Annotated in this window: 22 protein-coding genes and 1 pseudogene; 15 read left to right on the top strand and 8 right to left on the bottom strand. The window is 40.7% G+C overall.

Features of this window, described 5'->3' with window-relative positions; all coding sequences use genetic code 11:
- Positions 1 to 137 precede the first annotated feature (137 nt).
- The gene (locus Q0993_RS14335; RefSeq protein ID WP_299534986.1) at positions 138 to 2,477 is read left to right on the top strand and encodes a TonB-dependent receptor; all 2,340 of its coding nucleotides are present in this window, start codon (positions 138 to 140) and stop codon (positions 2,475 to 2,477) included.
- A 5-nt stretch (positions 2,478 to 2,482) separates the two neighbouring features.
- Complete coding sequence (locus Q0993_RS14330) at positions 2,483 to 3,319, top strand: DUF4249 domain-containing protein (RefSeq protein WP_299534177.1); 837 nt, start codon at positions 2,483 to 2,485, stop codon at positions 3,317 to 3,319.
- Between the two features lie 91 nt (positions 3,320 to 3,410).
- Here Q0993_RS14330 and Q0993_RS14325 read toward each other — a convergent pair whose 3' ends face one another.
- Positions 3,411 to 4,217, bottom strand: a complete 807-nt coding sequence (locus tag Q0993_RS14325; protein WP_299534175.1) for a DUF1853 family protein — start codon at positions 4,215 to 4,217, stop codon at positions 3,411 to 3,413.
- A 141-nt stretch (positions 4,218 to 4,358) separates the two neighbouring features.
- On the opposite strand from Q0993_RS14325, the gene Q0993_RS14320 reads away from it, so the two are divergent.
- A complete protein-coding gene (locus Q0993_RS14320) occupies positions 4,359 to 5,531 on the top strand; it encodes a VWA domain-containing protein (protein WP_299534172.1) in 1,173 nt (390 codons plus the stop codon).
- A gap of 15 nt (positions 5,532 to 5,546) precedes the next feature.
- A complete protein-coding gene (locus tag Q0993_RS14315) occupies positions 5,547 to 7,016 on the top strand; it encodes a sigma 54-interacting transcriptional regulator (RefSeq protein ID WP_299534170.1) in 1,470 nt (489 codons plus the stop codon).
- 117 nt (positions 7,017 to 7,133) lie between these two features.
- On the opposite strand, the gene Q0993_RS14310 is transcribed toward Q0993_RS14315, so the two are convergent.
- The 4 genes from Q0993_RS14310 to Q0993_RS14295 form a co-directional block, all read right to left on the bottom strand.
- Positions 7,134 to 8,630 carry a HAMP domain-containing sensor histidine kinase gene (locus Q0993_RS14310; RefSeq protein ID WP_299534168.1) on the bottom strand — a complete coding sequence of 499 codons (1,497 nt, stop codon included), beginning with the start codon at positions 8,628 to 8,630 and terminating at the stop codon, positions 7,134 to 7,136.
- Entirely contained in the window at positions 8,627 to 9,325 is a 699-nt protein-coding gene (locus Q0993_RS14305; RefSeq protein ID WP_299534166.1) for a response regulator transcription factor, read from the bottom strand. Before Q0993_RS14305 ends, Q0993_RS14310 begins: the two co-directional genes overlap by 4 nt.
- 274 nt (positions 9,326 to 9,599) lie before the next feature.
- Positions 9,600 to 10,082 carry a hypothetical protein gene (locus Q0993_RS14300; protein WP_299534164.1) on the bottom strand — a complete coding sequence of 161 codons (483 nt, stop codon included), beginning with the start codon at positions 10,080 to 10,082 and terminating at the stop codon, positions 9,600 to 9,602.
- A gap of 284 nt (positions 10,083 to 10,366) precedes the next feature.
- Positions 10,367 to 10,804, bottom strand: a complete 438-nt coding sequence (locus Q0993_RS14295; RefSeq protein ID WP_299534162.1) for a hypothetical protein — start codon at positions 10,802 to 10,804, stop codon at positions 10,367 to 10,369.
- Between the two features lie 90 nt (positions 10,805 to 10,894).
- On the opposite strand from Q0993_RS14295, the gene truA reads away from it, so the two are divergent.
- The 3 genes from truA (at position 10,895) to Q0993_RS14280 (ending at position 13,536) form a co-directional block, all read left to right on the top strand.
- Positions 10,895 to 11,689 (top strand): tRNA pseudouridine(38-40) synthase TruA, encoded by a 795-nt coding sequence (gene truA / locus Q0993_RS14290; RefSeq protein WP_367279613.1) that lies wholly within the window; start codon positions 10,895 to 10,897, stop codon positions 11,687 to 11,689.
- 187 nt (positions 11,690 to 11,876) lie between these two features.
- Entirely contained in the window at positions 11,877 to 12,746 is an 870-nt protein-coding gene (locus Q0993_RS14285) for an alpha/beta fold hydrolase (protein WP_299534160.1), read from the top strand.
- A complete protein-coding gene (locus Q0993_RS14280; protein WP_299534158.1) occupies positions 12,739 to 13,536 on the top strand; it encodes an alpha/beta fold hydrolase in 798 nt (265 codons plus the stop codon). Before Q0993_RS14285 ends, Q0993_RS14280 begins: the two co-directional genes overlap by 8 nt.
- Before the next feature lies 1 nt (position 13,537).
- On the opposite strand, the gene cysM is transcribed toward Q0993_RS14280, so the two are convergent.
- Both cysM and epsC read right to left on the bottom strand, forming a co-directional pair.
- A complete protein-coding gene (cysM, locus tag Q0993_RS14275; RefSeq protein WP_299534156.1) occupies positions 13,538 to 14,422 on the bottom strand; it encodes a cysteine synthase CysM in 885 nt (294 codons plus the stop codon).
- Complete coding sequence (gene epsC / locus Q0993_RS14270) at positions 14,415 to 15,206, bottom strand: serine O-acetyltransferase EpsC (RefSeq protein ID WP_299534155.1); 792 nt, start codon at positions 15,204 to 15,206, stop codon at positions 14,415 to 14,417. The genes cysM and epsC overlap by 8 nt, the downstream gene beginning before the upstream one ends.
- 95 nt (positions 15,207 to 15,301) lie before the next feature.
- On the opposite strand from epsC, the gene Q0993_RS14265 reads away from it, so the two are divergent.
- Complete coding sequence (locus Q0993_RS14265) at positions 15,302 to 15,982, top strand: DUF2461 domain-containing protein (RefSeq protein ID WP_299534154.1); 681 nt, start codon at positions 15,302 to 15,304, stop codon at positions 15,980 to 15,982.
- On the opposite strand, the gene Q0993_RS14260 is transcribed toward Q0993_RS14265, so the two are convergent.
- Positions 15,974 to 16,381 carry a glyoxalase gene (locus Q0993_RS14260; protein ID WP_299534153.1) on the bottom strand — a complete coding sequence of 136 codons (408 nt, stop codon included), beginning with the start codon at positions 16,379 to 16,381 and terminating at the stop codon, positions 15,974 to 15,976. The two genes, Q0993_RS14265 and Q0993_RS14260, sit on opposite strands and share 9 nt — an antisense overlap.
- Before the next feature lie 172 nt (positions 16,382 to 16,553).
- Between Q0993_RS14260 and Q0993_RS21905 the strand changes: the two are divergent.
- From Q0993_RS21905 to Q0993_RS14230, 7 genes and pseudogenes are all read left to right on the top strand, one after another.
- A pseudogene (locus Q0993_RS21905) lies at positions 16,554 to 16,673 on the top strand (hypothetical protein); the annotation flags it as partial.
- 12 nt (positions 16,674 to 16,685) lie between these two features.
- Positions 16,686 to 19,031 carry a hypothetical protein gene (locus Q0993_RS14255; protein WP_299534152.1) on the top strand — a complete coding sequence of 782 codons (2,346 nt, stop codon included), beginning with the start codon at positions 16,686 to 16,688 and terminating at the stop codon, positions 19,029 to 19,031.
- A 752-nt stretch (positions 19,032 to 19,783) separates the two neighbouring features.
- Entirely contained in the window at positions 19,784 to 20,302 is a 519-nt protein-coding gene (locus Q0993_RS14250) for a hypothetical protein (protein WP_299534151.1), read from the top strand.
- A 45-nt stretch (positions 20,303 to 20,347) separates the two neighbouring features.
- Positions 20,348 to 20,743 carry a hypothetical protein gene (locus tag Q0993_RS14245; RefSeq protein ID WP_299534150.1) on the top strand — a complete coding sequence of 132 codons (396 nt, stop codon included), beginning with the start codon at positions 20,348 to 20,350 and terminating at the stop codon, positions 20,741 to 20,743.
- A gap of 396 nt (positions 20,744 to 21,139) precedes the next feature.
- The gene (locus tag Q0993_RS14240; RefSeq protein ID WP_299534148.1) at positions 21,140 to 22,366 is read left to right on the top strand and encodes a DUF1028 domain-containing protein; all 1,227 of its coding nucleotides are present in this window, start codon (positions 21,140 to 21,142) and stop codon (positions 22,364 to 22,366) included.
- A gap of 37 nt (positions 22,367 to 22,403) precedes the next feature.
- Positions 22,404 to 23,069, top strand: coding sequence for a signal peptidase I (gene lepB, locus Q0993_RS14235; protein WP_299534145.1), 666 nt, complete (start codon positions 22,404 to 22,406; stop codon positions 23,067 to 23,069).
- Between the two features lie 661 nt (positions 23,070 to 23,730).
- Positions 23,731 to 26,148, top strand: a complete 2,418-nt coding sequence (locus tag Q0993_RS14230; RefSeq protein ID WP_299534143.1) for a glycoside hydrolase family 3 protein — start codon at positions 23,731 to 23,733, stop codon at positions 26,146 to 26,148.
- The last annotated feature ends 93 nt before the right edge of the window (positions 26,149 to 26,241 follow it).

The raw sequence follows: 26,241 nt of genomic DNA, 5'->3' as shown, positions 1-26,241 counted from the left end.
AACCCTTGATTTTTTAAACTGTCAATAGAGCGTAAGAATTTAGAACCCAAAAAAATTTGAATATGCTCATTAATTCGAGGTCAAAAAATCTCCCGAAAAAAAGGACCAATATCTTCCTTATCCTTCTAGGCATGCTTATGGTCAATGCCTTTGTTTTTGGTCAGGAAAGCTTCACGATCAATGGTAAGGTTACCGATAAGAATAACGGGGAAACGTTGTTCGGTGCCTCCGTATTTCTAAAAGATACGAACATAGGTGTAGTCACCAATGAATATGGTTTTTATTCCATTACGGCCCCTAAAGGGAACTATGTTTTAGTAATATCCTATATGGGCTATTTGGAAATAAATCAAGACATACAATTGGATAAGAACCAAAAACTGGATTTCGAAGTCCAGGAATATACGACCCGATTGGACGAGATTGTCGTGACCGCCGAGGAACCGGAACGGATAAGTCTTAAAAAACCCGAAATGAGTATTGCCAAACTCAATATCAAAACGGTAAAACAAATGCCCGTGGTATTGGGCGAGGTGGATATCTTAAAATCGATTCAACTATTACCCGGCGTTACAAATAACGGGGAAGGATCCAGTGGATTCAATGTTAGGGGCGGGGCCGTTGACCAAAACTTGGTATTGTTGGATGAGGCCATAATTTATAACACTTCCCACTTGTTAGGTTTCTTTTCGGTGTTCAATGCGGATGCCATAAAGGACATGAAATTATATAAAGGGGGGATCCCTGCCCGTTTCGGGGGAAGGGTTTCCTCGGTCTTGGATATTCGACAAAAGGATGGGAACAGTAAAAACTTTTTCCTTACCGGAGGAATCGGGGCAATTTCAAGTAGATTGGCGGCCGAGGGTCCCATGTTCAAGGACAAGGGTTCCTTTTTGGTAGCAGGAAGAGGTTCCTATGCCCATCTTTTGTTAAAGGCAGCCGGTGAAAAGAACAGCGCTTACTTTTATGACCTGAACCTTAAGACCAACTACAACCTAAACCAGAACAATAGACTCTTTCTTTCCGGGTACTTTGGGAGGGATGCTTTTGATTTCGGGGATAGCTTTGATAGCAGCTACGGTAATCTATCCGGAAACCTGCGTTGGAACCATATTTTTAATGACCGCCTCTTTTCCAACCTCTCCCTTATCTATAGCAAATACGACTATGATCTTGGGATAAAGATCGAGGAATTTGAATGGATTTCCTCCATCAATAACTACAATATAAAGTATGACCTTGCCTATTACGTAAACGACAGGTTTAAATTGGACTTTGGGGCAAGTAGCATATATTATGACTTTGACCCTGGCCAGGTACGACCCACTTCGGAAACATCGGCCATAAACCCGCTATCATTAGATCGTAAAAAAGCCCTTGAAAGTGCGGCGTATATTGACGCCGAATACAAACTTACAGATAATTTGACTGCACAGTACGGGCTGCGTTATAGCGTCTTTAATCGTTTGGGCGGGCAGGCTATGGTAGATTATGCCAACGATCAGCCCGTGGTGTATAACAGCACCCTGGGTATTTATCAGCGGGGTACGGAAATCGGGGAAACGGACTTTGAAAAAGGTGAGACCATAAAAAGTTTCGGCAATTTGGAGCCGAGGGTATCCCTTGCGTACCAATTGAACGATGTTTCCTCGGTAAAAGCCGGATATTCCAGGGTAGCCCAATACATTCATTTGCTGTCCAATACCACTACAGTAACCCCATTGGATGTTTGGACGCCAAGTGGCCAATTTATCGAGCCACAATTGTCCGACCAATATGCCTTGGGTTATTTTAGAAATTTTATGGACAAGACCTTTTCTCTGGAAGTAGAAGCATATTATAAGACAACTTCCAACCGCATCGACTATATAGATGGGTCAGATCTTATTGGAAACAATACTATTGAGACCGAAATCCTAAATGGGGAATCCCGTGCCTATGGACTGGAATTTTTGGTACGAAAAACCGAAGGTAGGCTAACCGGTTGGCTGGCCTATACTTTGTCAAAATCGGAGCAAAGGACACCCGGGGGTAAAGCAGGAGGCCCGGGAATAAACGATGGTAAATGGTACAACACACCTTTTGATCGTACCCATGATCTTTCCCTTACCGGAGCATATCGATTAAGCGACAAATGGAGCTTTGGAACCAATCTGGTATTCCAGACCGGTAGACCCGTTACCTATCCCAATGGTCAGTATGAGTATGAGGGCCTATCCATTGCCAGTTATTCGGATAGGAATTCGGATCGATTGCCGGCTTACCATAGATTGGATGTTTCGGCAACCTATATCCCCAACAGGCGGCCAGACAAACGGTGGAAAGGGGAGTGGGTCTTTAGTATCTATAACCTATATAACCGTAAAAATGCCGCCGCGATTTCATTCGGGCAGAATATAGAGACAGGGGCCAACCAAGCCACCCGAGTAGCAATTTTTGGAATGGTGCCCTCCGTAACCTATAACTTTAAATTTTAATTAAAATGAAGACTCTTTTTAAAACCGCAATATTGTTTCTGACCCTAACCTTTATATCCTGTGAAGATGTAATAGATGTGGATGTACAGACCGCTCCCTCAAGATTAACCGTTGAGGCCTCCCTGGACTGGGAAAAGGGAACCACTGGAAATGAGCAGACTATTAAGTTGAGGATGTCCACCGCTTTTTTTGATACCACAACAAACACCGCTGTAACCGGAGCTTCCGTAAAGGTCACCAATGATTCCAGTGGTACCGAGTTTATTTTTGCGGATCAGGGCAACGGGGAGTATCGTACGAGTTCCTTTGTTCCCATAATCGATCAGTCCTATACCCTGGAAATACAATATGATGGGGAAACCTATAGCGCCACCGAGACTTTGATGTCAGTGACGGACATCACCGAAATCAACCAATCCCGCGAGGATGGTTTTGACGATGAGGCACTCGAGGTCAATATTTTCTTTACCGATCCCGAGGATGAGGACAACTATTATCTTTTTAGGTTTCAGGAACGAGGGGATTTGCTACCGGATTTTGAGGATTTGGATGATGAGTTTGTAAACGGAAACGAAATCCCTTGGTACTATGAAAAAGACGATGATGATGATACCGAGGAGTTCGTACCTGGCGATATAATCGATATTGCCCTCTACGGAATTTCTGAAGATTACTACAATTACATCCGTATCCTTATTGAACAATCCGGAGGTGTCGACCTTTTTGCCACCATTCCCGTAGACCTGAGGGGAAACTGCATAAATCTGACCAATCCGGATAATTACGCCCATGGCTATTTTCGTTTGACACAAGTGGTAAGGGCCAGTTATGAGTTTGAATAACTGAAAATCTTGGTTGCTGATTTTTGGGTTTTCAAGGGCCGTCTAAAGAAGTTACCTTTGTAGAAGAGGTAGGTTCAATTTAGGCGGCTTTTTACCACCATACTACGAAGAACTTGTCAAATTGGCCGTTAGGTTTTTTCATCCAGACCATAGGAGCGTTTTTGCTGAGCATGCCAAGATTGAGTTCCATTAGGATTTGATGGTGCGATGACCATGGGACGTCTTTGTGTGGTACCACGACCCACTCGGACTTAAAAGGAATATAGTAGGTATTGGACCAAAAATCTTTGGTATTGAAATCATCGAAGCGAAGCCAGTACCCAAAAATGCATCCCTGATTTAATGGCCTAATATGGACTTCTGTATTTCGATACGGGGCAAACAACTGTGCCTTGAAGCATACCTGATGTTCAATTTTTTTGGAATCGATGGCCTTACCGGACAAAGCAATTATTCCTTCATGGGAATGTAGCAAGGGGAATTGCTGGTCCTTTATTTTTTCTATTTTGGTAAAAAACATATCCCTTCTATTGGGGCCTATTAAACGATGTATGGGTTCGGATATTTCCGGGTCAATAAGGTAGAATTTATAGGTGAGTTCTACATGGATCAACTTTTGGATTTGAACTTCCATTAGGATAAAGTCGATTTCCCCTATAGTTCGGTTGCCCCTTTTGACGGGTACCCCGTGCAACAGGATTTCGTAGGAATCGGAATGTGCCATGAATTGTTTAAAAACATGTTCCATCTGATGTCCTAATCGTATTCTTTTGGGAATGGGTTGCGTCGAAAAATGGTTCAGGTCTATTTTGGGAAAAGTAAACTGTTGTATACCAAATTGTACATTCTGCCAAAGCGGAGGGGTGTTCAAAAAACCATAAAATTGTTTTTGATCCATTTTTTTTGAAAGAATTACCAGTGCTACCAATGAACATGAGCCATTTCTTTGAGTTGGGACATGCACCGGGGTTTGAACCCCATAAAGTTAAGTTTTCTTTAAAACCGGAATGGATTCTGCCAAATGTGTTAATTTTATATAATGGCTATGATGACAAGAAAAGGTTTTCGCTTTGTTCCCTACGAAGCTCCGGAACAGACTCCCTTTGAAAAACTCTTTGATATTTTCCAAGAACTTATTACACACACCTCGGGGGATTTTGACGAGGCAATCGATTGGTTACGTGAATTGGATAAGGAATACGAACTTACCGACGAGAACTACACCATTGACGATTTTATTGAAGATCTAAAGGCCAAGGGATATATCCGTGAAGAATTTGAAGATGGGGACGGGCAGTCCAATGACGGGGAAGATGGACAAGATGGAGAAGATGGCAATGGAAACGGTACCATTTCCATTACTGCGAAGATGGAACGGATCATCCGACGTAGAGCTCTAGACCAGATTTTTGGTAAACTTAAAAGAAGGGGCGCCGGTAGTCACAAAACGGGTTCTTCCGGCCGAGGGGACGAACATACCGGGGATTTCAGGGAATACCGCTATGGCGATGCGCTGGAACATATTTCAATGACCGAGAGCCTAAAAAATGCCCAGATAAATCATGGTATCGGCAATTTTTCCCTCAGCGAGGAAGACCTAGTGGTGGAGGATACCCATTATAAGGCGCAAATGAGCACGGTACTCATGATAGATATTAGCCATAGTATGATTTTGTATGGCGAAGATCGCATCACACCCGCAAAAAAGGTGGCCATGGCCCTAGCGGAATTGATTACCACAAGGTACCCAAAAGACACCTTGGACATACTCGTTTTTGGAAATGATGCCTGGCCCATTCCGATAAAGGATTTACCCTATTTAAAAGTAGGGCCCTATCATACCAATACCGTTGCAGGTCTACAATTGGCTATGGACATGCTCCGTAGAAAGCGGAATACCAATAAACAAATCTTTATGATTACCGATGGTAAACCCAGTTGTTTACGGTTGCCGGATGGGACATATTATAAAAACAGCGTAGGTTTGGACGATTACATTGTGGAGAAATGCTACAATATGGCCAGGCAGGCAAGAAAACTACATATTCCCATTACGACATTTATGATTGCCCAGGATCCCTATCTTATGCGATTCGTGCGTCATTTCACGGAGGCGAACAAGGGGAAGGCGTTTTTTACAGGATTAAAGGGATTGGGCGAAATGATTTTCGAGGATTATGAGTCGAACCGACGCAAAAGATTAAAAGGTTAAAAGCAGGAAAAATCTATGAAATTGAATTATAAAGAGACCACTACACTTGGCGAACTCAAAAAGGCAGGGTACCAAGGAAAAAGTATTAAAGATGAATTGCGCGACAATTTGCGTGAAAAAATCAAAACAGGGGAAGAAACGTTTACCGGGGTATGGGGCTATGAGAACTCGGTAATACCAGAGTTGGAAAGGGCTATCCTATCCAGACACAATATCAACTTGTTAGGGTTGCGGGGGCAGGCCAAGACGAGACTGGCCAGACTCATGGTAAACCTTTTGGACGAATGGATTCCCATTGTGGAAGGTTCCGAAATCAATGATGACCCGTTTAACCCAATATCCCGTTATGCCAAACAACGCATTGCAGAACTTGGGGATGCCACTCCTATTTCATGGTTGCACAGGAATGATCGGTTTTACGAAAAATTAGCTACCCCTGATGTTACGGTAGCGGATTTGATCGGTGATGTAGACCCCATAAAGGCGGCTAATTTAAAGTTGTCCTATGCCGATGATCGAGTCATCCATTTTGGGATGATTCCTAGGGCCAATCGCTCAATTTTTGTTATCAACGAACTTCCTGATCTACAAGCTAGAATCCAGGTCTCACTTTTTAATATCCTTCAAGAAGGGGATATCCAAATACGGGGCTTCAAATTACGATTGCCCTTGGATATTCAGTTTGTGTTTACGGCAAATCCTGAGGATTATACCAACAGGGGTAGTATAGTAACCCCGTTAAAGGATAGGATAGGGTCCCAAATTTTGACGCATTACCCGGAAGATATAGAAACGGCGCGTAAAATTACGGAACAAGAGTCCAATTTGGATGCCCGACAAACAAATCTGGTTTACGTACCGGATTTGGCCAAGGATTTGTTGGAACAAATCAGTTTTGAGGCTAGGGAAAGTGAATATGTGGATTTTAAAAGCGGGGTAAGTGCCAGGGCCAGTATCACCGCTTTTGAAAATTTGTTAAGCACAGCAGAACGGCGAGCCCTGCTATCCGGCGCGGATAAAACCAATGTTAGGCTAAGTGATTTCTTGGGAGTTATCCCGTCCATTACGGGAAAAATAGAACTCGTATATGAGGGCGAACAGGAAGGAGCGGATGCCGTTGCGGAAAAACTTATTGATGATGCGGTGAAATCTTTATTCCCGGAATACTTTCCAAAGATCAATAAATTGGAACGAAAGAACGAAGAGACTCCTTATGATAATCTGGCACACTGGTTTTTTGAAGGTGAAGGCTTTGAACTGTTGGACGATTATACGGACGAAGAATACAAACGCGCCTTGGACAGTATTCCTGCATTAAATCAATTGATAAGGGAATACCAACCGGATTTCCCGGGGAAGGACGTTTATTTTCTTAAAGAGCTGTTGCTTTGGGGACTCGTTGCTTTCAAAAAATTGAGCAAGCACCGATTTACGGAGGGCTATCAATTCAAGGATCTGTATGGAAGTTTTATCAGCGGTCTTTAAATAAGTCCTTTCTTAGGGAATATTACGGGGTCCTTTTATTGACCCTAAAAAAAGAAAACGCCCCAACGGACTACAAGTCCAATTAGGGCACTTCTTTTCATAGCAACAGTTTTCCCGTCAAATCTGATAAGCCGGTAAATTAAAAATAAAGGAGCTCCCTTCCCTGGGTTTGCTTAACACGGTTATCGTGGTATCGTGCAAATCCATTATCTTTTTTACAATGGCGAGTCCCAGGCCGTAACCTTGTTTTTTGGTATCCTTGTTCACCACCTGTTTGTATCGGTCAAAAATAAAAGGTTGCTCGTTTATCGGTATGCCATTTCCCGTATCCGTAATATTGATTTCAACATTTTTATCCTTCCGTTGTATTGAAAGGGTCACCTTGCCATTGGCCGGGGTATATTTCAAGGCATTTTCAATGAGGTTTTGCAACGCTCTCTCCACTAAACTTACGTCGGCAAAGACCATACTGTTCTCTTTTGGGTTTTCCAAATGAAGGTCTATTTTCTTTTGATCGGCCAATACCTTGAACTTGGCAATAAGATCATGGGACAGTTCCGTTATCGAAAAGGGTTCTTTGATCGGGGTAACCTGTTCCGCCTCAAGTTTGGAGTATTCGAATAGTTGGTCAATAAGTTTGGAAAGCTTGTTCACATTGCCATGTGTAATCTTAAGATATTCCTGCTTTTCGTTTTCCGTAAGGGAATCCCTTTTCATTTGAAGTGTTTCGATATAACCCTTTAGAACGGCTAATGGAGTTCTTAGGTCATGGGATACATTGGCAATAAGTTCCCTTCGTAGCAAATCCACGGATTTCATCTTATCCAAATTGCCGACAATGGTATCGGCCATATCATTGAACGATTTGGCAAAAACCTCAATATCCGATTTTTCAGGATTTTCGACCCTTGCTTCAAGATCTCCTTCTTGAAACCTTCGAATGGTGCCTGTAATCAGGCGTAGATTTTTGGTCAGAAACCAAATGCTCAACAGTCCTACAAGGGCGGTAAAAAAAGTGGTCAAAATTACTGCACGTATGCCCAATTTAGCGAAATATTGACCTAAAAGATTACTGCTTACCAATTGAAATTCCACACCTTCAAGAACAATGTAAATATATCCCTCACGTCCATCAATATTAAATTGAGCCGCGGAAAAAATCTTCTGTTCGCCAGGATTTCTGGGATCATCCCCCAATACAAAGTCTTTCCCGTCATTTTGTATAAAGGATGTAATAGGAGCCAGGGAGACACTTTGTTCCGGGGCATTGTCGCCATGATCTAGCACAACGGAATATAAAATCTGCCCAGTTTTATTTAAAAGATATACCTCTATTCCGCGGTTTACGGCCATCATATCATGCATCAAATCCCCAAATAGGGCCTTATTGACGCTACCGTCCTCAAGAAATGGCGAAGCACTTTGAAATTTTTCCTCGATGACATGATTGGCCAATTCGGCATTCAGACGTTGGGTGGTCTCTTGATAGTATTTGTTGGCAAAATATCCTGTAATAACAATATAGGACACGCCCATTAGAAGTATTAGAAAGACAAATACAAGCCACAACTTCTTTACCAACCTTGGTGTAAGGGTCTTTTGCTGATTGCTCATACCGCGATGTCTTCGTTAAATTTATAACCCACGCCCCAAGTGGTCAGGATATAATTCGGGCGGGCCATGTCCGACTCAATCTTGGCACGTAGTCGATTGATATGTGAATTTACGGTATGTTCATAGCCCTCAAAATTATAGCCCCATATCATGTTCAATAATTCGGTTCGTGTGTAATTGCGTCCTGGATTGGAAGCCATTAGGGTAAGTAACTCAAATTCCTTTGGGGACAGTTCCACTTTTTTGTCCTTCAAGAGCACTTTTCGTTTATCGATATCGATAAAAAGCCCCTCGGCGGAAATCGTGGAAGTATCCTGTTTATCCGTGTGGATCATATCCGTCCTACGCAATACCGCTTTTATTCTGGCCAAAAGCTCCCGTATGCTAAAGGGCTTGGTAATATAATCGTCAGCTCCGATTTCCAGTCCCAACACCCGGTCTATCTCCTCGGACTTTGCCGTCAACATTATTATGGGCGTACTTTTCTCGGCTCGTAACTTTTTGCAAATTTCAGTACCATCCATACCGGGCAAGGTCAAGTCCAATAAAATTAGGTCATAATCATTGTCCAATGCCATTTGATAACCTAAATTACCATCGGCTGCCTTTGAGGTAACATAGTTCAAATCTGCCAAATGTATCTCGAGTAGCTGCACTATCTCAAGATCATCCTCAATAATCAATAGTTGTTTCATAGTTAGTTGAATACGAAAAAAATCAAAAAATATCACATAGATATCACGGGTAATTCAAAAATGTACTTTCATTTTTTTGGACCCCATAAAGTATACCTATGAATTTAGAGAATCCTTCATTTCACCTATAGCCGTATTTTTTTTGTGAGCCTTACAATTGTTGGCAACATTTTTTGCCAAGATTGTTCAATAGGCATTTATTGGGGGCATTGGAATAGAAAAGGCCGGTGAGTTGTCCAGGGTCTTTTATAGTATTTTAGGCGCATTTCAGTTGCTATTCCCAAGAATCGATTTGTCGGTTAATGTCATCAAATCTATAGTTACCTATAAGGATTTTTCGGTAATAAAATGCCAATAAGGTAAGCCCTAACAGCATTAGGTGCAAGAAGAGGATTAGTACCCCGATGGGGAGAAATGTTTTGGGAATTATATGGTTTTCATACAGATTGTAGCTCATCAAAATATAAATGGACTCCAAGAACTTAAAGACATAGAGCAGAAAAATGATATAAAGTGCGTATTCCAAATTCCGCATTTGGGGATCCGTCATTTCATTCTCGGTAATTTTGAACCAAAGCACATATAAAAATGTAAAATGGGCCACGGTAAGTAACGGGAAAATATAATTGTCCGGTTTTAGGAAATAGAATTTATTGGTATAAAGTCCATAAAAGCTAAAAACAATCAACGCAGCAAGTACCGCAATGGAAAAGTATATGCAAAATTTCCAAGACATCAATCGCGAAATCGAATTCATTATGCTAGTTTTAAGGTTTCGGGGAACCGTAATTCAAAGTCTACAACGAGGTCTCGTTGTCGTTTATTTCAAATTTTCGATGAAGGGCAAATTATGTTGCCAAATGTAAAAAAAGTGTGGTATTCTTTTGCTTCACCGGAAACGTTAGGAACTAAAAGGAACTATATCAAATCTATCTTAAGATGAATGACATAAATTCGTCAATCTTTTCCGCTTTCTCCCAAATGTACAACTATTCCATCCTATTTGGAACATAAAATTCGGCAAAAAAAGTCCTTATTCCATCATCTAAGCCAAAGCTTCTTGGTGGAAATCCGTGCGAAAATTACCAAGCCCACACCAATCAAAATAATAAGTATGGGCATACTGATTTCCCCAGGTCCATAAACCTCTAGGTTTTTGCCGATAAAAAAAGAATGGAACATTTGTACAAGTATACCAAATAGGGAAATTAATAATATAGGCCTTGCCCATTTTTTTCGAAGCAATAGGGCAATACAGCCTAAAAAACCACCCCATACGGCTAAGGCAAAGGCGGCAGTAGCCCAGGCCGGTCTTGCTTCCAACACCACTCTCTCAGGTTCCGACAGTGTCATAAGGGTCTCTTCAATCATAAAGGCCTGTTGTAGATAGGCCATAACCCCCATTGCGTTCCAGAGCAATGCTATTATGCCAACTATCCAGAACCATAGGGGTGGTTTTTCAAGCGATTCGGTGCTCATGATTCCAAAGGTTTGGCGGTTAAATACCTTACAAAATACAAAAAAAGCAGTAGTTTGTACAGCGTATAAAATCATGGATACAAATACATTATGAAGGAAAAATTTGTGTATATAGTAAAGGTACAGTTCCTAGGTTTTAGATACAGTGGATGGCAAAAACAACCCAACCTAAAGACCGTGGAGGGGATGCTGATCAAAACGCTGAAATTTATAATTCCCCGTTTGTCATTTAAAATACTGGGAGCGGGAAGAACGGATGCCAAGGTGTCCGCATTGTCGGCGGCATTTACGTTAACCCTCAAGGAGTCACCCATTCAGGATAAGAACAATTTTATAAGGCTCTTCAATGAAAATCTGCCACCGGATATACGGATCGTATCTTTGGAGGAAACAAAATCCGACTTCAACATTATTCAAGATGCAAAGATCAAGGAGTATGTGTATCTGTTTTCCTTTGGACGAAAAAACCATCCTTTTTGTGCGCCTTTCATGGCTAATTTTTTGGAGCACTTGGATATTCAATTGATGGAGAAGGCAGCCAAGCTATTTGTGGGAACACACGATTTTTCAGCATATACTTCCAGATTACAGCAAAATACAAAAACTGTCCGTACCATTACCTCTTGTGGCATAGGACCAAATAACTTGCTCAAGGCCAACTTCTTCCCTAAAACCAGTTATGCATTTCGCGTCAGTGGAGCCGGTTTTATGCGCTATCAGATCAGAATGATGATGGGGGCATTGGTCCAATTGGGCAAAGGAGCGCTTAGCCTAGAAGATATACGTTTATCATTAGCCTCGGGTTCTGAGGTGCAGTTTACCTATGTGGCACCTGGATCGGGTCTTATATTGAACGAATTGGAATTTGTAAAAGATGCCGTTTAAATGGCTTTTGACCGACTTTCTGATCAAGCAAGTAAAAAAAATGGCAAGTACCGAACTGATTAGGCCCCATAATTAAGTATCGATTAAATTCAAGTAGAGATGGAGTGGGGCCATTGTGGTGTCGACCCTACCGAGTTGGTAAAATGGGTTTATGGCATTTTTTGTACATTGTTGAAAAACACATAGTATGCCTTTTTGGTTATATATTCTATGTTTTGTTCTTGGAGCATACCTGGTCATTAGCATTTTGCTGTATTTCCTTCAGGATTATTTAATGTTCAAACCCGAAAAACTTCCAAAGGATTTTCAGTTCCACTACGAAAATCAAGAGACCGAGGAATACAATATCGAAACCAGGGACGGGGCCACCATTAATGGATTACGCTTTAAGGCAAAAAACCCCAAAGGCCTGGTCTTTTATCTTAAAGGTAATTCAAAAAGTATTCGGGGGTGGGGAAAGTTTGCCGTTGATTTCACCAGACACGGGTATGATGTACTCATGGTAGATTACCGAGGGTTCGGCAAAAGTACCGGACGCCGTACCCAAAAGGCCATAAAAAGGGACTTACAGGTTATCTATAATAAGGTAAAGGAAAACGTCCATGAGAAATATATTATTCTGTATGGACGGTCCTTAGGCTCTGGATTTGCGGCCAAATTGGCTTCCATGAACAACCCCAGAATGCTCATTTTAGACGCACCCTATTACAGTCTGAGTAAGGTGGCCAAACGTTATCTTCCCTTTATGCCACTGTCCTTATTGATCAAGTTCCCCATGCCGACCAATAAATGGTTAAAATACGTAAAATGCCCCATCCATATTATCCATGGGACGGACGATCGGTTAATTCCCTATAAAACGAGCGTTAAACTTTCCAAGATACAACCGAAATTAACCACGCTGCACACCATAATTGGGGGAGGCCATAAAAATTTGAACACTTTTGAATCCTATCATAAAATATTGACTGAAATTATAACTACTAAGCCTAAGGAAGTAAATTTGGAAGGTTCCAGCATAAACCTCAGACATTCAACCAAAAGAATAAATGCGTAGACTTAAGAAAGCCGGTATAATTTTGGGCGTTCTCTATTTAGGATTGACTTTTTTGGCCTACATCTTCCAAGAACGTTTGATTTTTTTCCCCACAAAAATGCCTTCAGAACACACCTACGATTTTTGTCAATCTTTTGACGAGTTTTTTCTGGAGACTGATGACGGTGCAAAGTTAAATGCGGTGCATATTAAAAATAGTAGTGAAAAAGGGGTAGTACTCTACTTTCATGGCAATTCCGGAAATATTTCCAATTTGTACCATGTCGCCAATCGCATTTCCGATAAGGGGTATGATGCCATTTTTGTAGACTATAGAACATACGGCAAAAGTACGGGAGCTTTAAGCGAAGAAGCCCTGAACAAGGATGCCCAGCTGTTTTATGAGTATACGTTACAGCATTACGAGGAAAATGAAATCATAGTGTACGGGCGTTCCTTTGGTACAGGAATTGCCTCTCGATTGGCGGCGAGGAACAACCCCTGCCGTTTGGTTCTGGAATCCCCTTTTTATAGTGCGCTGGACCTCGGAAAGCATCGTTTCCCGTTTTTGCCCATATCCCTACTTTCCCGATACAGATTTCCATCCCATGAATACCTAAGGGAGGTAAATTGTCCGATTTTTATCTTTCATGGCACCGAAGACGCGGTAATACCTTATGATTCTGCAAAAAAATTGTACGAATCCATTCCGGGCAACGCAAAAAAAATGGTTACCATAGAGGGGGGAGGACATAATTACTTACAGGCTTTCCAGGCATTTCGACAAGGGATGGGGGAAGCACTGCGATAGGCTATTCAAACAAATCCGAGGATAGGTAGCGATCGCCCCGGTCACAGACAATGGAAACCAAGGTTCCGCTTTCCAAGGTTTCCGCCAAGCGCAAGGCTACCGTCGCCGCGCCGCCGCTGCTCATACCCGAAAAGATACCCTCTTCCTTGGCCAGGCGCTTTGCCATAGCCTTTGCCTCATCCTGGCTTACCTCCATGATCCGATCTACCTTGGAAGCATCAAAAATCTTGGGGAGGTATTCCTCCGGCCACTTCCGGATACCAGGAATACTGGAATTATCAGTAGGTTGCACCCCAACAATTTCTATGGCCTTGTTCTGCTCCTTTAAATAGGTAGAAGTGCCCATAATAGTACCGGTAGTCCCCATGGCCGAAATAAAATGGGTGATTTGGCCTTGGGTATCTCTCCATATCTCCGGTCCGGTCGTCTTAAAATGGGCCTTCCAATTGTCGTCATTGGCAAACTGGTTGACCATGGTAAATCCTTCGTCCCTCACCTTTGCCTCGGCATAATCCCGGGCACCTTCAATCCCGGTCTCAGAAGAGGTTAGGGTGACCTTGGCGCCATATGCCCTCATGGTCTGTACCCTTTCCTTGGTTGCATTTTCGGGCATCACAAGTTCAATAGTAAGTCCATAAATTCCTGCAATCATGGCTAGCGCAATACCCGTGTTGCCACTGGTTGCCTCTATCAATCTGGATTCTTTTGAGATATCACCCCGTTCCAGACCACTTTTTATCATATTGTAGGCCGCGCGATCCTTTACACTACCGCCCGGATTGTGCCCCTCCAGTTTGAAAAAAAGGGTCACATTGGGATTTTGATTCAGTACACGGGATTCCACAAGGGGGGTATTCCCGATCAAATCCAGTATGCTCTTAGACATTGGAAGAAGTTTTGATCTTAATTTCAGGGGTGTGAAAGACCGTGGAATGCGGAGGAATGGAGGAAGTTAACCAAGCGTTACCGCCAATAACACTATGTGCCCCAATAACCGTGTCGCCCCCTAAAATGGTGGCATTGGCATAGATGGTTACATTGTCCTCAATGGTTGGGTGACGTTTTGTTCTTTGCAAATCCTTGGCTACATATAAGGCCCCAAGGGTAACCCCCTGATAAATCTTAACGTTGTCCATGATCAAAGCGGTTTCGCCGATAACAACACCCGTGGCGTGATCGATAAAGAAAGACTTACCGATTTGAGCACCGGGATTTATGTCCACACCGGTCCGTCGGTGTGCGTATTCGGTCATTAACCGGGGAACCAAGGGGAAACCCATGGTGTAAAGCTCATGGGCCAAACGATAGATGGCAATAGCATAAAACCCGGGATATGCCATATATACTTCCTCAATGGATAAGGTGGCAGGGTCACAACTCACAATGGCCTCGGCATCAAGATTTAGACGCTCCAATATATCCGGTAGTTTAACAACATAATTGTCCCAAAGCATTTTACACGGTTGGTCCACCTCCCAACACGCCAAATTCACCATCGCATCGAATTCCTTTTCGAGATATTCCAGATTCTCGGCTACCGGCGTATCACTATCAAAGAGTGTGTAAAAAAGTCGGTCGGTAAACTGCTCCACCTTTTCCTTTAAAACATACCTGAGATTGGGCTGTTTTTTATGAAGATTGATTTTTTCAATTATGGGACGATAATCCATGGGAAAATTCTTATACGTTCAAAATTAACCAATATTTCAAAAGCGGTAACCCCTAAATGGTTAACTTTAGCTTAAAATAACAACTGCTAGGTCGTATGTTACAGCCATCAATTACCAAGAAATCCCTGGGTTTTCTAAAAAAGTTGGAAAAAAATAACAATAGGGAATGGTTTACTGAAAACAAACCGGAGTTTAAGCAGCATGAAATGGATGCAAAAACCTTTTTCTCCGGGGTGATGGAAAATCTTAAGCTGCATGACGATATAGACAAAATGAAAATGTTCCGAATTTATCGGGATGTCCGTTTTTCCAAGGATAAGAGTCCCTATAAATCCCATTTTGCCTGTTCTTTTTCCCGTGCCGGTGCACGTTTACGCGGTGGATATTATATACAGCTAAAACCTGGCGGAAGTTTTCTCGCAACCGGTTTTTGGGACCCCAATAAGGAGGATTTGTTTCGGATACGCAAGGAATTTGAACTCGATGCCTCGGAATTCAGAAAGATCATCAACGATACGGATTTTAAAAAAATCTGGGGAGATCTTGTCGGAGATGGTGTAAAAACCGCACCCAAGGGTTTTGATAAGGAACACCCGGATATTGACCTGATAAAAAGGAAACAGTTCATATTTGTCCGCAATTTCTCGGACGATGAAGTGATATCCGATGGTTTTTCAAAAACCGTTGATGACGCGTTCAAGGCCATTCGGCCTTATTTTGATCTGATGAGCGATATCTTGACCACCAATCTCAACGGTGAATCGATTTTAGACTAGGACAGGCTCCTCAAAAAATTGTATCTGGTCCTTTAAGCGGTCAATGACCATGCCCATCATGCGCTTGTTCAATGCCGAGGAATTTTGAATGTACTTTTGGTATTCCTCCAAAGTAAATTGACCGATAATCATCCCTTTAAGGGAATTCCTGAATTTGATATCCTTTTGGATGGCATTTTCTAGGTATTCCAAACGCTTTTCCAAGACCAGATCGTGGAAACGATTTTTGTGTTTTGTTATATAATTGGCAAAAGCCGCCAAAAGCAGCGGGTTTTGGAACTTGATAATGGGCCGCAAGGTTTCGTTCTGGAAACGCTCGGCATCGGTCATTTCAAGGGTGATTTTGGCTTTTGGAATGTTAGGACGAATGTTTAAAAGAGAATGGGACCTATCGCTCATGTCGAGAAGTTTGTATAAAGTTAGCGGTTATTGTGCATCCCAATTTTGGAAAATTTCGAAGTTTTCAACGGGGTTATGAACAAGGGGAAAAGTTTTATGTGCTCCTAGAGGAATTAGTAAGAAAAATCACCAAAAAGCTGTACTTTGTAAGTAGTATTTTAAAGAAGGAAAATCGACGGTTTCTGAAATATGTGAACTATTGGATATTTCTAGAGCTACGTACTATAAATATCTTAGACACCAAGGGCTTTCTGGGAAACTTAGACCATATACTGGTAAACATAGCCGATAAATATAGCTGACTTTGAACTACAAATACAATATAGAAAACCTGGATTGGCAACAATTTGAACTTTTGTCCTTTAAATGTTTACAGGTTGATGTTTCCAAATCGATTGAACCAATGGAAGGGGGTAATGACAAAGGACGAGAATTTGTCTACGAGGGGGTGACAAACTTTTTTTCAAGTGATGGAAAAACCCGAAAATACATATTTCAATCAAAGCACAAATCCAAACTTGATTTCAATTCTCTGAAACAGGATTTGAAGAGTGAACTTGACAAAGTCTATTTAAAGAACAAACTAGTTTCTGATATTTATTGCCTTGTAACCAATATCAGTCTCACCGGGAATCAACATGATGACCTATCTGAAATCTTTAACAACTTTGTACTTAATAATGAACTGCAGTTTAAGTTAGAGTTTAAGATATACAGTTATAGGCATTTTGAATCGTGTATCGATAACAATGACGAGATTAAAATTTTATTTCCAGCCATTATTAAAAATGCTGATTTTAAAATTTTGCTCGATAGAATAATAAACAAAGTAGAGGAGAACAATTCTAGGAGCTTCGTCCATCTATTTGAAAAGAACAGAACCAGATTTGTTTACACAAGTATTTTTAATAACGCCCTAGAAAAAATTGAAAATAACAATATTCTTTTGTTATCTGGCCCACCAAAATCTGGAAAGACTTTTACCGCTGAAATGATTATTTTCAATAAGCATTTTCTTGAAGAATTTATTCCCTATAACATCATCGATATCCATGATTTTGACAGGTTTTATGATACGAGCAAAAAACAGATATTCCTTTTTGACGACACTTTCGGAAAGTATGAATTGGATTTTAATCGAGCTGATTTAATTAATAGAAAACTAGAATTCATTTTTGATTTATCAGACAACAACCATAAGTTCATTTTTACAAGTCGAGAATATATATTCAGAGCTTTCATAAATTATTCCGACAAGGAAATTAAGTCAATAATCGAAAGGATCAACGTCGATGTCAATATGCTAAGCCAGATAGAAAAAGAGAGCATATTCTTTAGGTACTTTAAGCTTAATACGGGTTTATCGGACATCAAATTTGATTTAGCTCCTCTTATAAATAAAGCTAATTTTACACCAGAGGTTGTTAGATCTTACTTTGAAAATAATAAGGACTTTGATTATACCGAGTTCTTAAAACATGTTGATTTTCCAGATAATTATTTGAAGAAGATCTTCATAAATCTTGATGACAACAAAAAAATACTGTTGTTGTCCATATTTCTTTCCTCTAATAAAAGAATAGAATCTATAGCTTACTGTTACAATTACATCCATGAAGATTTGGATGCACCTAAAAAATTGATTTTAATAAATGAAGAACTGGAATTGTTAAGGGGTAGCCTTTTAAGTAATATAATGGGTAGATATTGGTTTTATCATCCTTCAATGGCCGAATTTTTCATTCAATATATTAATCAAGATTTGTTGTCTTATAGAAATATTCTGTTTAAAAATATTAATACAGACTTGTTATTTATGTCCGGCTTCCGCAAAAGTTATGGCAAAAGCAAAATATCGATAGAGGAGGAAGACGTTTCAAATCTGACAATTGGTTTTGAAAGATTCATATCAAATCCGTCTGTGGATTTAAATAATATAAACGGTGTGTTTAGTTGGTTGAAAGAACCAGATAGATCTGTTTTCTTTCAAGTAAATTATAACTTAAAATATAAAGATATTCTTGAAAGTATGTTAGAGTCTTTAAAAAAGAAGAGCTTAAAGAATATGGCAGATGACTCAATGGATCTTTTAGGAACATTTTTTAAAAATGTCAGAGGTATTTTTTTTAATGAAAATCTGGGATTCAAGACTTTTTTCAAGCAAGACGAGTTAGGCCATATCTTAAGGAAAAACAGGGGCAAGGAAAGATTTTGGTTTTTAGTCTTTAGTATTATGCCGTTTCTACATGAGAAACTAATTTTTAATGAAAACTATATTGGACGCAATTGGCTTAATATTTTTTATAAAGAATTAAAGAGGGATGTAAATACGTTGGGACATGAGTTATACGGCAACGCTTATCCGGAGTTTATCGAACCAAGTCGTTATAAAAAACTAATGGAAGAAAAAAAACTTGTTGAGGCTAATAAAATAAAAATGAGGTCAAAAGCAGATTACAAACAAAATACAAGCCGTACATGGTACAAGAGATACATGAATTGTAAAGAAAAAATGATGTTGGTTAAATCGATACATCCGCATGGTTATACAATTTATGAAAAACTAATACCTTTTTTTTCGCACTTATCTATTCTAGAAGAGAACCAGAAAAATAGATACATTTATAACAGTAAAAAGAATTGGTGGTGATAGGAAGGCCTTCACATTGGAGAATTTACTGACCATGTCGATCTTTGATTAGCCCGATCAGAATAAAAACAAAGTCGTTTAGGGCAAAAAGTAGGGCTAAAGCCGTGATGTAAGATACAAGAGAATTTATAGGTTACTCGTTTTACAATTAAAGGACAATTCGTACAGGCGGCGTGTGATTCTTATTTTAAGGAGAATCTAGCGACTGATCATGGATTTAAGGAATATAATTGTATGACGTGCTGTACTTATCGCATAAATTGCGAGAAAGTCAATATTATTTTAGATACGCTGGTCCGTCTAAAACTGATGGATGATGAGAAAGCAAAAGTTTAAATAAAACGATTCTCACAATATTCTTTACTTATTAGTTTTTATGGATAAGAATGAAGTTGATTATATATTGCGATACTCATCTCATTTGATGACGCTAGAAGAGAAAAAGGCATGGAGGCATTATTCAACATTGTTTAAACAGGACAAGGAAAACGTTTCTGAGTTTTCTCACTCTCGAAGAGAAATGCTTTTGAGAAATAATTGGATAACGGATGACCCCGAAATACTTATTTTACTTAAAGAGGGTATAGAGGTTTTTAGGGAAAATACGGCCAAAAGAATATTATCGGATAATGGAAATGAAATAGTTTTCAATTATTGTCCTAAATGTGGCAAATTAACAAGAACCCCAAAATCTAAACAATGTAGGTTTTGTTTTCATGATTGGCACCAATAAATCTCCCCAAAAGGATTCAATGTATAAATACCGTTCTTCTTCTAGATTCAAAATTTTCGACACGGTAGTTGCCACCCTAATGTTTATAGGAATAGGTTATGCTGTTATAGCCACCACGAATAATATTGCAGCTCAAATTAGTGTTGCGATGGTGGTACTTTTCATTTCCCTATGGATTGCCCACCGCAGTAGGAATAGGATATTCGATGTTGAATTTAAGGAGCAATTCATAGTTGTTGACCATGTCTTCAAACCTGACAATGCAAGGATTCTGTATGAAAACATAATTGAATTACAATTCATATCCGTAAATAAAAGCCCCACATTCAACAAGATGATATTCAATTACGGGGAAAAGCAGGAAACAATTAGATTTAAAACGATAGCCCGTGGAGATGAGTTCATAGATTTTGTCAAGTGGCTTAAATCCAAGAATGACAAAATCAAGGTTTCAGTTTATCCCCCAGACCATTATATGAACCATAGACTTCAGAAGGAATATGGTTTCAACTATAGAAAAGTTCCCAAAATTGATTAATGAAAAATCTTGGGCCTAAACTTTAAAGTTCGAATAAACGATTAAATGAGTTGGGATTTATATGTACAAGATTGGGGAGATTTTGATTCATTAGAACAAATACCTGATGATTTTGAACCTAAACCAATTGGCAACAGAAGCGAACTAATTGATAAAATTAAAGTAGCTGAACCGACTGTGGATTTTACGAATCCATCTTGGGGTCTTTTGGAAAATGAATTCTTCTCAATTGAGTTTAACATGGGAGATTCTGAATTGTCCGACGGCTTTGTCATGCATGTTCGTGGTAATGAGCTAGCAATCCCATGCATAGGTAACATTTTGGACTCACTTGACTTAAAGGCAGCAGATGGATTTACTCCTGACTTTTTTGATGTAGAAAAATTTAAGAAGGATATGAAAAAATGGGCAGCCTATAGAAATTCTATTCCTAACAAATAATAAAGTTCAAATAAACGATTATCTAAATGGAGAAATTAAAGAAATTTATGATGGGCTTGACCGGACTATCGTTGCTTCTGGTGATTTTGGTCTACATTGCCGGGTTTGGGTTTTTCATTTATTTAATATGGACTTTTCTTAAATTCATTAATAATTAAAAGTTCAAAAAAACGATGCTTGAACAAATATTGGGTTTAGTCATAGAGATTTTAAAAGATCAGAAAAAGCTGATGATAGTCCTTTCAATTTTGATTATCATCCTTTTAATTGGTTTTGCTATGTATTCTAAAGTGCAATAAAAGGATTCTTCGCCGTAGGTGGCGCAATTTGTTTTCAGGGTATGTAACAAATTAGAGTGGTTTTCATCTAACCATTAATCAATCAAAACGAAATACGATGAGACCCATTATTACGACCCTTGCCCTTTTTTTCTTTTCAATCATTTCATTTTCCCAGAATTTGCAATCCCTGTTAAAGGGAAAGAATATCAACTCCACCTTTTCAATTTTGGCGTATGATGAAAATGCACAGGAATGGGGCATTGCTGTTGCCACCAACAACATCTATGTGGGAAATTCGACCATTTATATAGAACCGGGACTGGGTGCATTTTCGGTAATCGCCGAAACGGAACCCAGATATGCGCAGGCAGGCTTCGAAAAGTTAAGGGAAGGAAAGTCCATCACGGACGCCATCCTGTACACCAAGAACGAAGACGGGCACGCAAACTATCGGCAAGTTTCGGGAATGGATAAAGATGGAAACGTTTATGCCTTTACCGGAAAATCATTGAAATTTTGGAATGGAAAAGCTTCCCAAATTGTGGGAAAGAACTATGTGGTAATGGGTAACCAATTGGCAGACAGCGTGCTCACCAATATGTCCAAAACATTTGAAACCGCCACCGGAACACTTGCACAAAGACTCCTGGAAAGCCTTATGGCCGGTGAAGCATCGGGAGGACAGATTTCCGGGAAACAGTCTGCGGCGCTTGTGGTAAAAGGCACCAACAATGAGTGGTACAATCAGATAGACCTACGTGTCGATCATTCCAGCAATCCAATAGACGACCTACGGACACTCCTGGATTTCCACTATGGAAGGATTAGGTTGAACCAAGCGCTCTATGCACATAGCGAAGGAAACCGCTCAAGGGCATTGGAAAAATTGTCAGAGTCAGAGAAAATGCTTGACGGATGGACCGGGATGTATTCGAGAATCGCTTCGGCCAACATTGCATTGGGTGATGAAGAAAGTGCTATTAAATGGATCAAGAAAGGGATTTCAGAAAATCCGAATTGGTCGATGTATCTACCAGCATTCCATTTTTTAAAAGATCACCCTGAAATGAAGGGATTGATCAATCCAAGTACATTTACCACAAAAGATTGGGAGGCCGCTCTACATATGTTGAGCAATCTTGGACGGGAATTGGAGGTCATAACATTGGCCCACCGGCTGAAATCGGATAAAATTGAATCGTCTTATCTCAATTTCCTGCTTGGAAGAAGCTATTTTTACGAAAAGGAGAATGAAAAGGCAATCAAGTTCCTGGAGTTGGCACTACAAATGGATAAGGAAAATATTGAGGCTGAAATGTTGTTACGCAAAATAACTGGCTAAAAGTTCAATTAAACGATGACAAATGAAAAGGTGGAAGATGATAACATTAATAATTATTGGTTCTATTTTTGTCATTTACCATATGCTTTATTTTTCTGGATTGTTAGCTGTTTTCAGGAATTCTACCTGGTCGAATGAACCAAACATCAAAGAAGGGGAAATTGTCATAACAACCAATCTTATATCCCCAAAACCTGGGGATTTTGTAAGTTATAGATTTAAGTATCCTGATAGTCTCCATTCTCATTATAGAATTCATCGATTGGTTGCGGTGGAGAATGATATTCTTGAAATTAAAGATGGGGTTTTATTTATTAATGGGAAAAACTTTGATAATAAATATGCACTTGCTCATGAGTATAAAATCTCAATTGAGGAGTTTAATAAATTTGATGTCATAAGAAGAGAAGTCGGTGAAGACTACTGGTGGATGAAGCCCCAAGATACTATTTCAAAGTTTATTGATGATAGAGTCGCGGAAAAATTAAATTTAAAAAAACGAAAAGTTGTTGATGCTGCAAGTAAGTTGAACCAAACTATAAAGGCCATGTATGGTCAGAATTGGAGCAAGGACAATTTTGGTCCATTCAAAATTCCTTTGGGAAAGGTTTTTATTATGGGAGATAATCGTGATCAATCTGAGGATTCTAGATACATAGGGCCAATTGAGAAGTCTGCGTTGAAAGGCGTTTTAATCGAATAACTTTTCGAAAAGTTCAAAAAAAGGATAACTGTGATAACGAAGGATTTTATTTTGGCTACAATATTGATTTCTGCAATCCATTTGCGAAGTTAGAATGCTGAATTAATATCCCAAACTATTCAGAACAGAGAGCCAAATCACGATAAAACGACAGTATTGTCCAAGTTTTGAATTACAAATCAGGCGACAATCTTCTCGTTCTTACAAGGTTTGCAGTTAATGAAAGTGGAGAATTTGTTGATACTAAGGTAAGGGGGCCGCATGAATTTCTCGAGAATGAGCCCGTCGAAATATTAAACAAGTCCCAAAAATAGATCCTCTATTGAAAGATGGCGTATCCGCCAGAGCCGCGTTTTGCTTCCAATCAATTTTCATATTGAAACCAAAGCGGAACGAAAAAGACGTTTAAGAAAGCAAGCTAAAAAGAATCAAAAATGATAATTAGGCACCATTACAAAACAACGGCAAAAGACATTCCCAAACACAACAAGAAATAATGTAACTTACAGGTCGGTTTAGGATTCAAAGGGATCCTTATGTACTATAAAACTAAACTAACATCAATTGTAATATGCGTATTGTAAAGCCGTTTACCGTGCCCGTCTCCCTATATTGTATTTTGTCCCTCCTAGTCTTAGGCTGTACGCAAAAAAAGAATACTATGGCAATAGAAAAATCAACGAATCTTGTACATCCGGAAGATTGGCCCAACATTAGACCGCTACCCTTGGATCCGGCGATAGAAGCGCAAATAGATGATCTTTTACCAAAACTGACGTTGGAACAAAAAGTAGGTCAGGTTATCCAGGCGGACAATGCTTCGGTAACGCCGGAGGAGGTGAAGCAATATCGCTTGGGTGCCGTATTGAGCGGCGGAAATTCCGCACCTGGGCCATTGCCTTATGCAGATACAAAAGCTTGGTTGGAATTGGCCGATAAATATTACAATGCATCCATCGATGACGAAGGTGTTGAAGTGGCCATTCCCTGTATATGGGGCATAGATGCGGTACATGGGCATGCCAACCTTAGCGGGGCTATTGTCTTTCCGCATAATATTGGACTCGGTGCGATGAACAATCCGGATCTGATCGAACAAATTGCAGCGGTTACCGCCCATGAGCTTACGGTATCCGGCCATGATTGGACCTTTGCCCCAACTTTGGCGGTTCCACAGGACGTACGCTGGGGGAGGAGCTATGAAGGATTTTCTGAGGATCCGAAGATAGTCCATTCATATGCAGATCGCGTTGTCTACGGGCTACAGGGCCGTTTTGGCGAAGAGGATTTTATGGGGGCCGGCCGTGTTATATCCAGCGCCAAGCACTTTCTCGCTGACGGGGCTACGGAAAAAGGGGTCGATCAGGGCGATGCCCGTATTAGCGAAGAGGACTTATACAAGATACATGCGGCCGGATACTACACCGCCATTCCCGCAGGCGTACAGACGGTGATGGCTTCTTTTTCCAGCTGGCAAGGTAGAAAACTTCACGGCGACAAGGATTTATTGACCGATGTCTTAAAAGGCCAACTTGGCTTCAACGGCTTTGTGGTAGGTGACTGGAACGGTCATGGCCAGGTTACCGGCTGTACGAATACCGATTGTGCGCAGTCGCTAAATGCAGGTCTCGATATGTTTATGGCCCCGGACAGTTGGAAGGGCTTGTATGAAAGCACCTTGAAGCATGTAAAGGACGGTACTATTCCCATGACACGATTAGATGATGCCGTGCGTCGTATCCTGCGCGTGAAAATAGCATCAGGGATATTTACCAAAGGTGCGCCGAGCACACGAAAAAATGCCGGGGATGAAAGTCTTTTGGGGCTCCCTGAAAACAGGGCCATAGCACGCCAAGCCGTTCGAGAGTCGATGGTTTTACTTAAGAACAACAGTAACGTGTTACCCTTGGATGCCTCAAAAACAATTCTGGTAGTGGGTGATGGAGCAGAAAGTATATCCAAAGCCAGTGGGGGTTGGACGCTTTCCTGGCAAGGGGTAGGACATACCAACGAAGAGTTTCCCAATGGTGAGTCCATACTGGATGGTATACAGGAAGCGGTGCAAAAAGCTGGGGGTAAGGTCGTATTTTCCGCCGATGGTGCTATAGCTATGGAAGCCGATGTGGTGGTCGCCATTTATGGTGAGGACCCCTACGCGGAGTTCCAGGGGGATCGTGAAAATCTCGATTTCGTTCCCAATGGTTTTGACGTGAATACATTGGCGGAGTTTCAAAGTAAAGGTATTCCCATTGTATCCGTCTTTTTATCGGGCCGACCTTTATGGACCAATCCTGAAATCAACGTCTCTGATGCCTTTATCGCAGCATGGTTGCCTGGTAGTGAAGGAGGAGGTATTTCGGACCTATTGTTTCAAAGGGATCCTTCCTTTGATTTTACAGGTCGTTTATCTTTCTCTTGGCCATCCAGTGCCGTAGTTTCGAAAGATGCCGAACCGTTATTTAAGTTAGGGTATGGCCTTACCTACAAGAACGATACAACCGTCGATCAGCTTACGGAAAATTCAGGGTTGGAAAATAGCGCTATTGCATTTACGGGTGAGTTTTTCAGCAAGGGAATCCCTGTTGCACCTTGGGGATTATGGTTGAGTTCCGGCGATTTGAATAAACAAATTGCGAGCTATCCAACATCCGTAGGAGGGTTGATTGTTAGTAAGACCGATCACAAGGCCCAGGAAGATGCTTTGAGGATAAAATGGACCAAATCTGACCATGATGAAATGCGGATCAATTCAGCTTCACAGATTGATTTGTCCCGTCAGGCAAATGGCGCCATGGAATTGACGTTCTCAGCGAAATCATTTGAAGCCGGCGAGGCACTTGTCCAAATAGGGATGTGCAGCGAAAATGCCTCTTGCGATCAATTTCTTGAAGTCAGCATTGCGGCGAATGACTGGGACGAATATCGAATAAGCCTAAGTTGCTTTGCCGATCTTGGTGTAGATATGACCCAGATCAGTTCTGCCCTAATCATTACAGCTGGGGAAGGTGTAGATATTGGACTAAGCCATATTCGCTTGGAATCGGATATCGATGCCAAACCTGGATGTGACGGAAAGTAGCGGCATCCTGTAGTTCGTGACTGAAATGACCTTTAGGGGACTGCTCCCAAAGTTCAAATACGGGATGATTTCCGTGAAGGTAGTAGGGCAATT

The organism is Ulvibacterium sp. (assembly GCF_028285715.1).
Classification (GTDB): Bacteria; Bacteroidota; Bacteroidia; order Flavobacteriales; family Flavobacteriaceae; genus Ulvibacterium.
The sequence above is the reverse complement of the archived record's forward strand: the minus strand, read 5'-3'. Positions and strand labels throughout refer to the sequence as shown.

Bases quoted from the DNA above. Each gene is read 5' to 3' on its own strand.
- Q0993_RS14250 (WP_299534151.1), top strand. From the start codon at position 19,784: ATGTATAAATACCGTTCTTCTTCTAGATTCAAAATTTTCGACACGGTA.
- Q0993_RS14305 (WP_299534166.1), bottom strand. From the start codon at position 9,325: ATGAAACAACTATTGATTATTGAGGATGATCTTGAGATAGTGCAGCTA.
- Q0993_RS14240 (WP_299534148.1), top strand. From the start codon at position 21,140: ATGAGACCCATTATTACGACCCTTGCCCTTTTTTTCTTTTCAATCATT.
- Q0993_RS14315 (WP_299534170.1), top strand. From the start codon at position 5,547: ATGAAATTGAATTATAAAGAGACCACTACACTTGGCGAACTCAAAAAG.
- Q0993_RS14280 (WP_299534158.1), top strand. From the start codon at position 12,739: ATGCGTAGACTTAAGAAAGCCGGTATAATTTTGGGCGTTCTCTATTTA.
- Q0993_RS14310 (WP_299534168.1), bottom strand. From the start codon at position 8,630: ATGAGCAATCAGCAAAAGACCCTTACACCAAGGTTGGTAAAGAAGTTG.
- Q0993_RS14335 (WP_299534986.1), top strand. From the start codon at position 138: ATGGTCAATGCCTTTGTTTTTGGTCAGGAAAGCTTCACGATCAATGGT.
- lepB (WP_299534145.1), top strand. From the start codon at position 22,404: ATGATAACATTAATAATTATTGGTTCTATTTTTGTCATTTACCATATG.
- Q0993_RS14285 (WP_299534160.1), top strand. From the start codon at position 11,877: ATGCCTTTTTGGTTATATATTCTATGTTTTGTTCTTGGAGCATACCTG.
- Q0993_RS14330 (WP_299534177.1), top strand. From the start codon at position 2,483: ATGAAGACTCTTTTTAAAACCGCAATATTGTTTCTGACCCTAACCTTT.
- Q0993_RS14230 (WP_299534143.1), top strand. From the start codon at position 23,731: ATGGCAATAGAAAAATCAACGAATCTTGTACATCCGGAAGATTGGCCC.
- Q0993_RS14300 (WP_299534164.1), bottom strand. From the start codon at position 10,082: ATGAATTCGATTTCGCGATTGATGTCTTGGAAATTTTGCATATACTTT.
- Q0993_RS14245 (WP_299534150.1), top strand. From the start codon at position 20,348: ATGAGTTGGGATTTATATGTACAAGATTGGGGAGATTTTGATTCATTA.
- truA (WP_367279613.1), top strand. From the start codon at position 10,895: ATGAAGGAAAAATTTGTGTATATAGTAAAGGTACAGTTCCTAGGTTTT.
- Q0993_RS14320 (WP_299534172.1), top strand. From the start codon at position 4,359: ATGGCTATGATGACAAGAAAAGGTTTTCGCTTTGTTCCCTACGAAGCT.
- Q0993_RS14265 (WP_299534154.1), top strand. From the start codon at position 15,302: ATGTTACAGCCATCAATTACCAAGAAATCCCTGGGTTTTCTAAAAAAG.
- cysM (WP_299534156.1), bottom strand. From the start codon at position 14,422: ATGTCTAAGAGCATACTGGATTTGATCGGGAATACCCCCCTTGTGGAA.
- Q0993_RS14260 (WP_299534153.1), bottom strand. From the start codon at position 16,381: ATGAGCGATAGGTCCCATTCTCTTTTAAACATTCGTCCTAACATTCCA.
- Q0993_RS14325 (WP_299534175.1), bottom strand. From the start codon at position 4,217: ATGGATCAAAAACAATTTTATGGTTTTTTGAACACCCCTCCGCTTTGG.
- Q0993_RS14295 (WP_299534162.1), bottom strand. From the start codon at position 10,804: ATGAGCACCGAATCGCTTGAAAAACCACCCCTATGGTTCTGGATAGTT.
- epsC (WP_299534155.1), bottom strand. From the start codon at position 15,206: ATGGATTATCGTCCCATAATTGAAAAAATCAATCTTCATAAAAAACAG.